Origin of the sequence: Pedobacter xixiisoli, assembly GCF_900215335.1 — a bacterium.
Taxonomy (GTDB): domain Bacteria; phylum Bacteroidota; class Bacteroidia; order Sphingobacteriales; family Sphingobacteriaceae; genus Pedobacter; species Pedobacter xixiisoli.
The window spans coordinates 136,680-151,193 of sequence record NZ_OCMT01000003.1 but is presented as its reverse complement, the minus strand read 5'-3'; the positions used below and the strand labels follow the sequence as shown (position 1 = coordinate 151,193).

At 41.2% G+C, this 14,514-nt stretch carries 14 protein-coding genes; 10 read left to right on the top strand and 4 right to left on the bottom strand.

From position 1 onward, the window contains the following. The first annotated feature begins 31 nt into the window (after window positions 1-31). Window positions 32-1,369, top strand: coding sequence for a restriction endonuclease (locus tag CRO54_RS12895; protein WP_097132491.1), 1,338 nt, complete (start codon window positions 32-34; stop codon window positions 1,367-1,369). A gap of 32 nt (window positions 1,370-1,401) precedes the next feature. After that, window positions 1,402-1,818: a hypothetical protein gene (locus CRO54_RS12890; RefSeq protein ID WP_138765822.1), complete on the top strand. Its 417-nt coding sequence runs from the start codon at window positions 1,402-1,404 to the stop codon at window positions 1,816-1,818. 54 nt (window positions 1,819-1,872) lie between these two features. On the opposite strand, the gene CRO54_RS12885 is transcribed toward CRO54_RS12890, so the two are convergent. Then, complete coding sequence (locus tag CRO54_RS12885; protein ID WP_097132489.1) at window positions 1,873-2,472, bottom strand: RNA polymerase sigma factor; 600 nt, start codon at window positions 2,470-2,472, stop codon at window positions 1,873-1,875. 86 nt (window positions 2,473-2,558) lie between these two features. Here CRO54_RS12885 and CRO54_RS12880 point away from each other — a divergent pair, with 86 nt between their 5' ends. Further along, window positions 2,559-2,789 (top strand): hypothetical protein, encoded by a 231-nt coding sequence (locus CRO54_RS12880; protein WP_097132488.1) that lies wholly within the window; start codon window positions 2,559-2,561, stop codon window positions 2,787-2,789. A 149-nt stretch (window positions 2,790-2,938) separates the two neighbouring features. On the opposite strand, the gene CRO54_RS12875 is transcribed toward CRO54_RS12880, so the two are convergent. Continuing rightward, on the bottom strand, window positions 2,939-3,241 hold the full coding sequence (locus tag CRO54_RS12875) for a lipoprotein TP_1001-related protein (protein WP_097132487.1): 303 nt from the start codon (window positions 3,239-3,241) through the stop codon (window positions 2,939-2,941). Further along, window positions 3,231-3,557, bottom strand: a complete 327-nt coding sequence (locus tag CRO54_RS12870) for a hypothetical protein (protein WP_097132486.1) — start codon at window positions 3,555-3,557, stop codon at window positions 3,231-3,233. The genes CRO54_RS12875 and CRO54_RS12870 overlap by 11 nt, the downstream gene beginning before the upstream one ends. A 263-nt stretch (window positions 3,558-3,820) precedes the next feature. On the opposite strand from CRO54_RS12870, the gene CRO54_RS12865 reads away from it, so the two are divergent. Both CRO54_RS12865 and CRO54_RS12860 read left to right on the top strand, forming a co-directional pair. Then, entirely contained in the window at window positions 3,821-4,063 is a 243-nt protein-coding gene (locus CRO54_RS12865; protein ID WP_097132485.1) for a helix-turn-helix domain-containing protein, read from the top strand. Between the two features lie 368 nt (window positions 4,064-4,431). Continuing rightward, entirely contained in the window at window positions 4,432-5,364 is a 933-nt protein-coding gene (locus tag CRO54_RS12860; RefSeq protein WP_097132484.1) for a hypothetical protein, read from the top strand. 13 nt (window positions 5,365-5,377) lie between these two features. Here CRO54_RS12860 and CRO54_RS12855 read toward each other — a convergent pair whose 3' ends face one another. After that, entirely contained in the window at window positions 5,378-5,848 is a 471-nt protein-coding gene (locus tag CRO54_RS12855) for a JAB domain-containing protein (RefSeq protein ID WP_097132483.1), read from the bottom strand. A 321-nt stretch (window positions 5,849-6,169) separates the two neighbouring features. Between CRO54_RS12855 and CRO54_RS12850 the strand changes: the two genes are divergently transcribed. From CRO54_RS12850 to CRO54_RS12830, 5 genes are all read left to right on the top strand, one after another. Beyond that, window positions 6,170-6,628, top strand: a complete 459-nt coding sequence (locus CRO54_RS12850) for a hypothetical protein (RefSeq protein WP_138765821.1) — start codon at window positions 6,170-6,172, stop codon at window positions 6,626-6,628. Between the two features lie 115 nt (window positions 6,629-6,743). Then, window positions 6,744-7,073, top strand: coding sequence for a DUF4134 domain-containing protein (locus CRO54_RS12845; protein WP_097132481.1), 330 nt, complete (start codon window positions 6,744-6,746; stop codon window positions 7,071-7,073). Between the two features lie 18 nt (window positions 7,074-7,091). Further along, entirely contained in the window at window positions 7,092-7,523 is a 432-nt protein-coding gene (locus CRO54_RS12840; RefSeq protein ID WP_097132480.1) for a hypothetical protein, read from the top strand. Window positions 7,524-7,556: 33 nt separating this feature from the next. Beyond that, complete coding sequence (locus tag CRO54_RS12835; RefSeq protein WP_097132479.1) at window positions 7,557-13,079, top strand: Eco57I restriction-modification methylase domain-containing protein; 5,523 nt, start codon at window positions 7,557-7,559, stop codon at window positions 13,077-13,079. Window position 13,080: 1 nt separating this feature from the next. Further along, entirely contained in the window at window positions 13,081-14,508 is a 1,428-nt protein-coding gene (locus CRO54_RS12830; RefSeq protein WP_097132478.1) for a hypothetical protein, read from the top strand. Window positions 14,509-14,514: the final 6 nt, after the last annotated feature.

The window sequence follows — 14,514 nt, the reverse complement described above, 5'->3', positions numbered from 1 at the left end:
AATTTCATGTCATTTATTAATTATTCGCTGAATGGACGTTCGGTTTATAGAAAAGTTTGAGCTGCTCAAGCAGATAGATGAAGTAAAGGATCTTGCAATAAAAAGGCAGCGGGGTCTCCAATTTGAGGAACTTATCAATGATATCTTTGAAGACGAAACTACTTTACTCAAAAGAGGATACCACTCCAATGACAACCGGAGTGAACAGGTGGACGGAGCCGTAGAAATTTGGAACCGAGTTTTGTTAGTCGAAGTGAAGTGGGTGAAAAGTAATCTTGCGGCTTCTGAACTTTTTAGTTTCATAGGAAAAATTGAGAATAAATTCCAGGGAACTTTAGGGATCTTCATTTCCAGGACCAAACTGAGTGAAAACTTTATTTCTGCATTGAACCGTGGACGAAGACAAAATGTGATCGTGATCCATGGAGATGACATCGACCTAATTTTTCAGGTTGGTAGTCCACCCTTGTCAAAATACATTGAGCATTGCCTTAAGCTTTTTTCCTATGATACGATGGTGCACTATCCCTATGAAGATTTTGTTAAAGGCTATCAACCACCGGAGGAGCTTGTGGAAAAAGCCCGGTTCGAAGAGCGAGAATTTATAACTAGCTACTTGAATAGAAAGGATGATGTACCGATCGAGGAACTTAGAGCAGCATATTACAAACTATCAACTGCAATAAGGAAAGGGGTATTTGTTTATGTACTTACCAATATTGATCGGGTCTGGTTCTCACAGAAAGGGGTAAAATTGTCACACTTGGTAAACAATTATCTGAAATTCTTTACGATTATCGATCCATTTGGACCAGAAATAAATGGTACAGAGGAACTCTATTTTGGAGAGAAACTTCCATCCTTTTTTACGCTCTACGCACTTGAAGAAATTGCTGGATTGTATATCAAAAGATACCCTAGCATAAGTAATCTAGTTAAGGTTAGCTTTGAAAGTAAAATGGTCGAGCAGTTGAAGGAAGCAGGTAAATTCAATAACGAAGTGAAACAGCGTGCGATCAGTAGTTTTATAGAGTTAATGTGGGATCAATTTGAAACAGCAACGCATGATGCACTAAAGGAAGTATTCATCTATATCGAATTGGATAGTTTTTTGAACCCGGAGCTTCCACAGAAGCAGTTTGCCCGGAAATTGTTGACGGAAGGAATGATTACCCGCGAATGGTTGGAAAACTGGCTCCAGAGCAAATTGCCAGATTATCTTAGAGCGTTTAGTAAAAGTTATGATGTTGTACGTCAGTTTTACCTATCTTTTGGAAAACTTGCCCCTTATCTTGGAATGGATGAACATGAACTCTTAAGCTATCTGGAGGAAAGCTTAGCATTACTTACTAATAAACGAAATGATTAATCGGGTATAGCTTGTGGATGCATATTGAGCAAATGATACAATTTAATAATTACCAAAACCAAAATAAAATGTACAATGAACAATTTGAATTGACCCTGAAAGGTGGAGTATATGCCGGGAGTGCTGAATATGCGGATCTCCGCATCATCTTTCAGGAAATATTACAGGCCATTAAACAGGTTAGCGTATTAATAAATAGAGCGGAGGTTCCGGTCTTGCTATCGGAGGTAGATGCTCGTTTTGTACTGGATCGTGCAAATCTGGTAATGGACCGGAAAGCTGAAACCTTGGGAATTTATGCTCCGACAGATATATTGGAAACCTTAAGTCAGCATATCGCCCGTATCAATACACTTTTGAAAGATGAACTGAAAGCTTTGCAAGGAAAAAATTCTGTTATGCCCATGTTCTCGGTTTTTGAATTACGTGAGAAGGGATTGGTGCAGTAAGGAAAAGAGAATAGTAAATCCAGCTTAGCTTACTCATGGTTGTTTATCTTGATATTATAGAAATTCGATAAGTAAAATTATTGCAAACGGCGTAAGTTCCTTGCCCGAATTGGCTAATCTTTCCTTAAGAAAACTCACTGATTTAACTAGGTGGTTGTGTACCGTATTCGGGCTAATATTCATAATTTCCGCTGCTTCTTGGTGGCTTTTGCCTTCGATCTTACATAGCTTGAAAGCTCTCCGTCTTTGCTCTGGCAGTTGGCTAATCGCATCATTCAATAAGTTTTGGGTTTCTTTTGCAGCAAATAGTTCCTCGACATTTTCTGTTAGTTCGGTAGTCACTGTTCGATAACTTTCGTATAACTTGGACTGTCTTTCCAGTTTTCGAAAATAATCTACTGCCATACGTTGTGCGATACGGTGAAGATATGCTTCAAAAGGCTGTTCAATATTTATCTGATCCCTCCTTTCCCAAACTTTGAGAAACAGATCCTGCAAGATTTCATCGGCTTGATCCTCATCATGAACAAGTTTTTGAAGTTTCCAATAAAGCCTTTTGGAGTACCTGTGGTAAAGGTTTTCGAAAGCAAGCTGACTACCTTCTTTTAATTGAAGAAGTATCGATTGTTCGTCGGTGTAGTTGGTTAGTTTCATCGGTGTCAGGCACTTATATCCAAATTTACAGTATTGATTTTAAAAATCGAAATTATTAATATCTTAGTTCAAATAGAAATGAGCAAATGACCATAAAAGAGCGACTGTTAAAATTATATGATGAATTCGCGAAAACATCCGATGCGCATCTAAAAGCCAATAAAAAGCTTTCGGAAGAAGGCAATGGTTTCTTTGATAAGAAACTGTTGGATGATTTTGCAAAAACTAAACTGGAATGGCAAAATGCGGCCAATGCCTATCATTCCTATCTATCCAACATCATCAATAACAAAATCAATGTAGAGGCCGAAGAATAGAGAAAGAGGTACTCTAAGCACCTCTTTCTTTTACTTATGGCTTGCATTGCAGCAAGTCCATAGTATGACAACTGAGACAAAACTATAACAAAAAGCTTTCGGTTACACATAAGTGAATTAATTTAACATATTCGCGTATTATATTCCTGTTATTGCACAGTTATGATCTCATATTGTTTCAGATTTTCTGGCAATGTTCCCCAACGATCGGCATAGAAGAAATGACAGGTTGCATCATAAAACTGTTCCGTGCAATTATCCCCACGCTTGAAGTAGATAATGATGTAATCCGTTCGTGCGACTTTAAGATATGGAAACTGATAGATTTCCCTGCCAGAACCAGCGATCCGGATCACATAACCTGCTAAGTTCCCGTCCTGCAGCACCCGCAGAACCAATCTTTGCTTTATTGGAAAACCACAGTCTATTGCATTAATTAATTTAATTATCATCCGGAGCTAGATTGACTTTGTGCTGGTCCCAGATGACGAGCTTGTTTACAATTTCTTTTGCGAGTTGGCATATAAGTGAATATTGGGAAATGTTGATTGCTTGGATTTTATCTTTTTGATCGGCGTACCACTGCTTAAGTTCCTTGGAATGTTCCTCGGCTGGAAATCCGGCATGTAACAGGACGATTGTGCAATGGTCGAATTCATATCCTGACGTATCTGCACCCAATTCGGTTTGTCGATACAAGAGTTTGGTATGTAGCAAATCAGCAATGACCAGATCCAACATTAAATGCGGGAGATTACCTAATTTCATTTGAATAGTGTTAAATGATTTAATAGAAATAAAATACTTGAAAGGTTCCTTGCTTGGCACCTATATTTTTGAGAAAATAGCATGACATGAATGTCAAGGAATAATGGTACTCCTTCGGATTACACCGGAAGGGATGCAGAGCAGTAACAGCTCTTACATTGGTAACATGCTAAGGATCATAATTTTTGATCCAGTTTCAGTTTGATGGTGTTAAATATATATAAAGTTCGGTAAAATAATACCGAAAACATCCACGGGCATTAATGACATTTGAAAAGATGTCGGACGAAGAATTAGCATACCTGAAATCATTTGGTGCACATTTGTACAACCTGAGAAAGCAAAATAACATTTCTCGGGTACAGTTGGCGTTTGAGATCGAGACCAATGAAAAACATTTGAGATTGATCGAAAAAGGTGAGATCAGTACTGGTCTTTCTAATCTTTATAAAATTTCAAAAGCACTCAATATTTCCATGCAGGAACTATTTGATTTTGAGGTTTGATATTTGTCTTCAAACTAGCTATTGTTCTGTATCAACTTCCATTTTCCACCACTTTTTACGAATTTTCAAATGTTAAATTTTCAGTTCTTTGCAATTGACCCTTTTCTGCGTATCCTTCTTCTTTAAATAGATTAATTTCCGGGGTAACAAATCGATCCTTCTATTGATATATCAAGGTGGAGCCGAGATTTTGCGATGAATTACCCTGATTTGCGGACTTATGCTGTTACTCAGGATACGGAATTGATACAGGTGAGCTGGGAGAAAGTACCTTTCAATCAACGGTTGTTAAAAAAGGCAACCAGCAGCCAACTTTTCCATCATCTACATTGCCCACTAGTTACAGGTTTAACATTTAAATTGTAATTATGACAAATTTCACTGAGGATCACTACGATTTTATGAATAGCTATTCTGCTGAGCTAAAGGAACTGCTGGTCGCAGCTGCGGTGTTCCCCAATACTAAGACGCTACAGGGAATGAAGGACGATATTTTTGTGGCGCTTATGGCCCGCATCCGAGAGGAATTGCTCGCAAAACTTGAGCAGGTCAATGTATACACGGCAAATTATCCGCACTCCAAGCCAATTATCACAATGTTGACCCAAAAACTCACTGCATTTCTTGATGACGAACAACTGATATACAGAACAGATTTTTATCGTAGAATTGTTTACAGGTTAGAGTTGGTGAGCAAATTGGAGCGAATTGATTGGAATGACCATGACATCAATGTCTATCCGCCAGTTGATGAACTGTTGATCTACATGAACTACAACAGCAAGACCTACACCAAACATCTGGAGAACTGGTTGGCCAAACGTATCGAGGACCAACCTAATCCCAAAGCCAAGATCGAGCAGATGAACTTCTATAAAAAAGTGTTCTCTCAGCTCCACATTAAGCCCGAGACCATTCTCTACGAGAATTATCCTCCGCTAACAGAATTGATTACTCGGTGGTTCCAGTATGAAGCTGAGTACCTGGATAGTGAGCTGGAGCTGTTCAAGCAACGAGAAATTGATCAGATCATTGAACAAAATGAGCAGTTACTAGTAGAACTTGGTGTGTCTGCGGATATATTGGGGCTTTTGCTTCGTGCTGCAATTGATGCAGGGGTTATTGTTTCAAAGTCGATGACCTCTGCTTTTAAGGAAATCGTCTCGAAGGTCAGGACAAAAGCCAAGGATAGATTATCTCCCCAAGCAGTGCGTACAAGATCTTATGGAGCAGAAACTGTAGATAAGGAGATAGCGAGATCCATTCTAAAGAAAATGGATAAATTAATAGATGGCTATTGAGTGAAATGGGCTGCTATATCAGCAGCTCGTCATCAGCTAGCGAAGTATAGTGTTCACTGGTGATAATGATATGGTCCAAAAGCTTGATATCTAAAAGGGAACATGCAGATTTTAATCGTGTAGTTGCCTTGATGTCTGCGTCACTTGGCATAAGGTTTCCCGAGGGATGATTGTGAGCAACAATGATCGCTGTTCCCTGCAACATCAACGCATTGACCAAGATCATTCGAGGATCCATGATATTCTTATCAATGCCTCCGCTGGTCAGTTCGAATAGTCCAAGTATTCTATGGGCATTATTCAGCACTATCATTTTGGACTGTTCGATATGGTCAATTTTGTTGAAATCCCAATTCGCTTCAAACACTTTGTATGCCTGGAATGAACTGCTCACCCGAATTCTTTCTGAAGGTTTTACTTTGGTCTTGTAGATCAGTTCTAACTCTGCTACCTGCCAGTTTCCATTTTCAATCAACGTTTTCATAATAAAAAAGATTAAGAATTAATAATTGCAGCCTGGGCAGGGTCCGGGCGAGCAAGCGCAAGAAGCAACGCAATAAAAGTGCAAGCGATTATGGCGGAATTTCTTGCTGCGCTCCGAGACCGGGGCCTAACTTGATGCGGTTATGAATTCCAATCGAAAAAAAACAACATTATAACTCATTGATTTTCAGCGAGAGACGAAAGAGACGACGAAAATCGTCCTTTTTTAGCCTTTCGCTGCTCCCGTACTTTGCTTTAGAAATTTGATCTCCAATGGTTTATAGACGGGAGATCACTCAGGTCAAATCTAAAGGACAAAATTATGCTGAGTAATATAACATGGATGCAATATATAGGCGCACTGTTGTTGCTGTTAACGATCTACTACATCTACGTTGCGATCAGGTACTATCCTGCCGAGCTTAGAAAGCTAATGACCACAAGAAAAAGTGAATTGGCACGGGAAACATTCTATAGTGATGTAGAGGAAGTGGAGCCAGATGCAGGAGGGTCATCAAATGGCCAAGAGACCAATGAATTGGAAGAGATCGAGCAATTGGTATTACAACTGACCAGTGAAATTAGGGACTGCTCTACGCGGGTAGTCAGCTTCGAGGAACTAAAAGCTCGAATTCAGCATGTCTTTAACGTTCGACCAAATATGCAACATTCACTTTACCGCTCCTCGATCAACGAATTGATCGTATCAGAGTGTGAAAAATATGGAACTTTTACCCTGGATGTGGGGGATGTAGATGAATGGTGGATCAACCAGGCGTAAAGTTCATAGCGGAGTGTCGTACCCCGACCGGGCCAGGAAGAAAGATTTGTGCAGTGGGTAGGGCTAACGTGTCGGCGGGCACTCCGCATTTTTTTAATCCTAAAACTTAAGAGAGATGAAAATGAGCAGTGGGAACAGTGGGGATAAAATTAAGTTAATGCTTGCGGCGATCGCACTACAGTCGATGTTGTGCATATTCGTCTACGGGCAGGACGGTCTTGCCGGTATCAACCAGGCAAATCAAGAAGTACGAAGCTACTTCGGTGCAGGAACCAATTTGATGTACGCCATCGGAGCCATCGTTGCGCTGATCGGAGCCATCAAGGTATATCAGAAATGGAGTAATGGAGACCAGGATACTGGTAAGGTAGTGGCAGCGTGGTTCGGGGCGTGTGTATTTCTGGTAGTAGTCGCTACGGTGATCAGGGCCTTTTTTGGAGTATAAACTTAAAGAGCAAAAGTCATGGAAACGGCATTAAAGGAGCAGTTGTGGCAGTACATCGCACAACATAACCCAGATCTGATGTATGATCTCCAGGAAAACTATAAGGTTACTGAATACCTTGATCAAAAGGTAGCTGAAGTTCTACCTGAAGCGGAACAGCTATTGGATCGAGGACTAGCGTTGATCACGGTTCAAGAAATATGCTTCGAGCAAATGACCGCTGAACTAAAACCATCAAAATTTCTTTTCATCAGGTCAATCCTGGAAGAGGAATTTCCGATTGCCTTTGAAGCGCTACAGCAAAGTTACATGCTGAATTATGAGCTGCTCAACATGATGGATTGTTGCAGATCGCACTTCGAAAAATTTGGTATAGATCAGCAGGACCAAATCAGAAATAAGGCGCTGCGGTATGCCATTATGGGTGAAATAGAATACTACCTCGGTTAAAATAAATATGGTGTTGATGATAAGTGTAGAAAGATGGCTTACAATAGTTTACATAAGCTTCGGGCCAATATTTTGGCTATTAAGATTGCCCTGAAATGGAGTGTTGAAAGGAATACGCTTAGCATTCTGGAACTGTCCAAGTTAAGGGCGTATTCGGGGTTTGGTGGTATTAAAGCGATCTTGCATCCCGAAGCTCCATTGGAGCAATGGGAAAAGCAAGGCATTTCCAAAGCCGACCGCGCCATGTATGAAGAGATCATGGATCTCCACCAAACACTACGAAAACACTTTGGTGATCAACAGTACAAGCAGGTGATCAGCTCACTACGAAATAGTGTCCTGACTTCATTCTATACTCCGGAAGTGATCCCGAATACCTTTTATTCAGTGTTAGAGACTATCGGGATCAAACCGCAAAGGATTTACGAACCATCAGCTGGGGTCGGAATATTCGTAGAAGAAGCGTTCAAGGCTTTTCCAGACATCAAACATGTTTCAGCCGTGGAGAAAGACCAACTCACTGGACTGATCCTGACGGCAGTCAATTCGGCACATGGCGACAAAGTTACCACACAGATCCGGGGACTTGAAGAAACCCCAAAAACAGAAGATGGACAATTTGACCTGGTGGTCAGCAATATCCCCTTTGGAAACTTTAAAGTCTACGATAATACATTCGCTCCGTCGGGCATTACCAGTAAGATACATAATTACTTTTTCGCCAAAGGGCTTGAAAAACTTAGCGAAGGGGGTATTCTATGCTATCTGACCACCGATGGGTTTTTGAACAGTCCCTCTAATCGGGATGCCAGGGAATATGTTTTCAAGTCGGCAGATTTCTTAGCAGTAGCTGCGATGCCGGACAATCTAATGAAGGATACCGGCGGAACCGAAGCGCCCAGTCATCTATTGATCGTACAACGTCGCGATGACAAAACCGTACTTTCAGCTGCAGAGAAGGAACTTTTAGAAACCGTTGTCAGGACAAATGAGTTCGGTGAGTATCATGTTAACGAATACCTACATAAGCGACCAGAGCTACTTGTCGGCGATAAAATCTCAGAAGACAGAAACCAGTATGGACAACCACATCAGCGTATTTGGCAGGAAACGAAACTGGAAGAAGTCGGAAAGAGACTTCGCGGCATCCTAACTGAGGGACTAGATCTATATTTTGTCAAGGCGAGATATCCAAAACATCATACCCAAGAAATTAGAGAAATAGCAACTGTAACGAAAGTACTGACCTACGCACCTATGCCGGAAGAGGCCGTGAAGGAGCAGTTTGCAGTGCAATTGGGTCTTTTCGATATTGCACCAGTTGAAATATTGGACAAGGCAAAAGCATACCTCACGGAGCAGGACAAAATAGAAATCCGTAAAGATAGTGCAAGGATTGTCTGCACCATCAGTACGACTGACCGACCAGCTCACGAAGTGATTGTAATGATCGTGGCAAAACCAACAAAAAGCGAACAGTACCGATACAAGATTTTTAGCAATGTGCAGGAAGTTACGACCAGTAATAAGTGGTACCAAGGCACAGAGATCAGAAAACACATCGAGCAAGTTTCAGATCGTTTGTTACAATTCAATCATCAATACATCTATAAAGGTGATCAACTGTTAACCGATGCTTTCGTCCTTCATCATAATGCTGTAATTGGAGTTGATATTGTCAAATCCTACTATCGTGAGGGTACCCTAGTGGTCGAGAACGATAAGATTGGCCAACTTGTAAAGTTAGACCAAGTTGCTGGCAAGGCCGAGTTTAAGCAATTACCAATACAAACCAACCTACAGTTCTACAAATCATACTGCCAGCTTAGGGATAAGTACATGCACTTATCACAAATGGAAGCTTCGGCTGAGCCTGTTCCGGATATTTTACGGATGGAGCTTGATAGCCATTACGAAGAATTTGTTTCCAAGTTCGGCTCGCTAAATTCAAGGGAGAACCGTCGGCGTATTCTGGAAGATCGAGGCTGTGGCCTAATCGTCTTAGCCTCTTTGGAACGACGAGCAGGAGACCAATTTGTAAAAGCGGATATCCTAACCACCTCTACCGTTAAGAAGGAGGAAACGTTTGTGACAGATCAGCCTGCCCTGGCGCTGGCACATTGCCTTAACAAGGTCGGGAAAGTAGAACTGCAAATTATCGCTGCTGCACTTGATGTAGATAGCGAAACGGCGATTGTTAAACTAGGCGATCTAATCTACCTCAATCCGAAAACAAATAATTGGGAAACAGCAGATCAGTTCCTAAGTGGCAATGTTGTCCGAAAATTGCATGATACAATCGCAGCTATAAAAGATGATGCAGCCAATGTGCAGTACAAACGCAGCCTAGAAGCTCTCGAAAGGTCACAACCGGAAAAGATACCTTTTGAGCTGCTGGACTTTAATCTTGGCGAAAGATGGATTCCGGTAACTTTCTACAAAGAGTTTGCTAGTCAGCTATTTGAAACGGAATGCCAAATTGCCTTCTTCTCCTCTATTGACACCTTCAAAGTTAAAGCAAAGAGAAACACCAAGGTTGATAACGAATTTGCCGTAATTCCAAAGTCTGGCAGAAAAATGTACGGATATACCCTTTTGGAGCATGCCCTGGAAAACACCGCGCCGAATTTTACGATAGAGGAAACTGGTATTGGTGGCAGCACAATCCGTAGACCTGACAACGATGCCATACAACTGGCTTACCAGAAGATTGAAAACATCAGGGAGCGATTTGTCGTATGGTTAAATGAGCTGCCCCCTGAAAAGAAAGTGGAACTCGAAACGATCTATAACGGGAAATTCAATTGCTACAAACTTCGCGAGAATGATGGTAGCCACTTAACTTTTCCCGGATTAGATCTCCAGGCACTTGGGATCAATGACCTTTATTCCTCACAGAAAAATGCGGTTTGGCGCATTATCCAGGATCGGGGGGCATTGATCGATCATGAAGTGGGACTTGGAAAGACTCTGACAATGATTGTTGCTTCCTACGAAATGAAGCGCTTGGGAATTTGCAACAAACCGGTTATCCTGGGGTTGCAGTCGAATGTCGGACAGATCGCTGAAGCGTACCGGACAGCTTACCCAACTGCCAATATCATCGCTCCCGACGAAAATGACTTCTCTCCTAGGAACAGGGTTAGGTTGCTCCATGAGATCAAAAACAATAATTGGGACTGTGTGATTTTGACCCATGAGCAGTTCGAAAAGATTGAGCAGGCGGAAGAAATTCAGCAGCAAATATTTAGAGATTTGCTGTACAATGTAGAAAAGGATTTAGACACACTGGAAGATCTTGGCGAAGAGATTTCCAAGGAGATGCGTACAGGTTTGGAGGTGAAGAAAAACAACTTGGCTGTCAAACTTAAAACAGTGCAGGATCGTATGGCCAACCGCAAGGATAGCGGGATCACTTTCCAGAATATAGGGATCGACCATCTGTTTGTCGATGAAAGCCATAAGTTCAAAAATTTAGCCTTCACCACCAGACACCGAAATGTTGCTGGCCTTGGAAATTCCGAAGGAAGCCAAAGGGCGATGAATATGCTGTTTGCCGTAAGGACGCTGCAGCAAAAGTTTGACCAGGACTTATGTGCGACTTTTCTTTCGGGAACACCGATTTCGAACAGCTTGACAGAGCTTTACTTGATCTTTTATTATTTGCGCCCCCGCGAACTGGAAGCACAGGGCATTGAAAACTTTGACGGTTGGGCAGCCGTCTATGCAAAAAAGACCAGTGATTTCGAATTTAACGTCGCGAATGAAATTGTGGTAAAAGAGCGGTTCAGATTCTTCATCAAAGTCCCTGAACTTGCTATGTTCTACAATGAGATTGCCGACTATAAAACGGCAGACCATATCAGGTTGGACAAGCCTGTGATCGAGGAAACTTTAGTCAACATCAAGCCAACAGATGAGCAGGTTGAGTTTATAGACCGTTTGATGAAATTTGCTAAGTCCGGTAATGCCGAATACTTGGGCCGGGCAAAACTATCTTCGAAGGAAGATAAAGCGCGTATGCTCATTGCTACCAATTATGCGAAAAAGCTGGCAGTGGACATGCGCCTGATCAGCCAAAGCAGATACTTTGATCATCCCAACAACAAGATCAGCGTCTGTGCAAAGAAAATTGCTCAGATCCACAGTGATACCAAGGAGTACAAAGGCACACAATTGGTTTTCTGTGACATGGGAACGCCCGGAACAGATGGTTTCAATATTTACCAGGCACTGTTGTCGAAACTCGTTAACGAATATGGCATTCCGAAGGAATCTATCGCATTTGTGCACAATTATAAACGTAGTCAAAAAAATGAGCTTTTCACTAAAGTCAATAATGGCGAGATCCGTGTTCTGCTGGGCAGTACGGAAAAGTTAGGAACGGGTAATAATTCACAGCAAAGGATCGTAGCGATCCATCACCTTGATACGCCCTGGAAACCCTCGGAGTTTGAACAGCGCAATGGTCGCGGAGCACGTCAGGGAAATTGGGTCGCTAAACAATTTCGGGACAATAAGGTCGAGGTGTTTGTTTATGCTACGGAACGTTCATTGGACGCGTACAAGTTTAATCTGTTAAGAAATAAGCAATTTTTCATCAGCCAAATGAAGAGCAATCAGTTACAGGTCAGGACGATCGACGAAGGTGCAATGGATGAAAAATCTGGAATGAACTTCGCCGAATATTTGGCCATACTCAGTGGTGATACCTCACTAATGGAGAAGGCAAAGCTGGAAAAGAAGATCGCCGCCCTGGAGTCGCTGAAAAAAATCCATTACAATGAACATAGCAGAAATAGATCGCAGATTGAGAATAAGACATTAAAGTTAGCTAGTTCTGCTAAGATGATTGTGCGTCTGAAAATTGACCGTGATCATTATCAGAGCGTGCTTAAGCTTAGTAAAGACGGCATCAAGGAAAACCCGATAAGGCTGATAGGCATCAAGAGTAATGATAGTGAGGCTCTAGGCAATCATATCATTGACGTATATAATAGTTGGCTGCCCAAAGATCTGAATGACTCGCAGCGAATCGGGTCTCTATATGGTTATGACCTGCATATTGAACGCAGAGCTTATGACGACAAGAATATGCTCTTTGCACAACGCAATCCAAATGGCATAAAGTATTATTACAATAATGGTGAACCAAATATCCTAAATCCAAAATTGGCAGCAAGATACTTCCTGAATGCTATAGCGCGGGTTGACCAGGTATTAGAAAAATACGAAAATGATGGGGTAACGCTAAAAAAAGAAATAGCAGATCTAAATGCACTGAATAGTTTGGAATTCACGAGGGAAAAAGATCTGCAGGAATTTAAGAAAGCACTTAAAGAACTTGAAAAAGAAATCAGAGAAAAGATACAATCGGGACCAAGCAATGAAGATACTCCTATTGAAGAGGTAACGATCGCTGACGGTGTTTGCTTGCCAACAACCACAAGTGATATCCTTAAGGAGGGAAAGGTCGTGAAGTTGCAGCCTGACCGGGGCGAGGAAAAAATGTACGCTCAGATTCGAAGAAATACGAGAACAAAATTTAGGAGGTAAAATGGAAAGTAAGAAAATTGAGATAGAGACAATTGCTGGGAAATTCTTCGTTGACATGGCAGAAAATAAACTGGTATGGAAAGAAGACCCAACAATTGAAGTACCCTTAGATCAAACCGTTTTTGATGGAAGACAGTATTATTTTGCTTTTGATAAGTATAATCCCCGTTTTGCAATTGAGGATCTTGACAAGATCATGATCACTGTTCCACAGTTACTTGACATTGACAGGAATGAGTTTATCAAGCATTATCACTTGGAAGGAATAGATATCAAAGGCATGAACGATAGGGAAGCAAAATTGCTTCAACCTGCGCTCGCTGACAGACTAAACGGAGAAATTGCTCTAGTAGACATTGCTGGTGAATTGTATAGAGTCAACTATCGGGCAGATGTTTTAGAACCGTTACGGGGAAGCCAGATACCTGCTATCAGTATGGAGGAAATTGGAGGAAAGCTCGGCCAACGAAAATCGATATTTTTGATGAACACAGTGACTAAAAGAGTTGCTAACGATTTACATGACAATTTAATAATTGTCGAAATGAAGGAGCCTTTAAGTATTGACCCGGTTGGTTGTGCTCAAACTTATCAAATTGATTACAGGAATATTGTGACCAACATTGGCCCTTTGGAGAACTACCGTGTAGCTAAGACCATGAGTCTAATTGATATTGACGGTCAAAATGTCGAAAAACCGCTCATTGACAGTAGTTTGCAAGTGGAAACGACAGGTGGATCTTTTTTTGTTGACATCCGGAATAATAAATTGATCTGGCAGGAGAATACTGATGTAATAATTGATCTAGCCGATGCTCATTTTGATGGACGAAGCTACAGCTTTAATTTCAGTGCCAAAGATCCATTTTTTAGAGATCAAAACGGTGCGAGGCCGATCGTAACCATTCCTCAATTAATTAACATTTTTCCAGCTGAGTTCATCAAAGCCTATAATCTACAAGGTATTAAAGTCCATGGTTTGAATGATCAAGAAGCCAAGCTATTTCAACCTGCTCTCGCCGAAAGACTAAAAGGAGCAGAAGTGACAATTGACATTAGTGGAGAATTGTATGGGATCAATTATAGTTCTGATCAGTTGATCCCGATTAATAATGATCAATTTCCAGTAATTCAACTGGACGGTAGTATCAGAGGAACTAAAGATGACATCGAAGTTTTTCTGCTGCATTGTCAAACAAAAGAAGTAGTCAGAGACTTAGCTGAAGACCTTATGATTGTTGAAATACCATCACCAGAATTTGTAGATCCGCTTGGCTACGCACAAACATACGATAAAAGTTTGGCAGAGAAAGTTATGGAGCTTGGTCCATTAAAAAATCATCATGTTGCCAAGACGATGAAGTTGACGCAAACTGTCAACCAGAAAGTTGATCAAAAGGTAAATAGAAAACGTGGAATGAGAAGATAAATATTC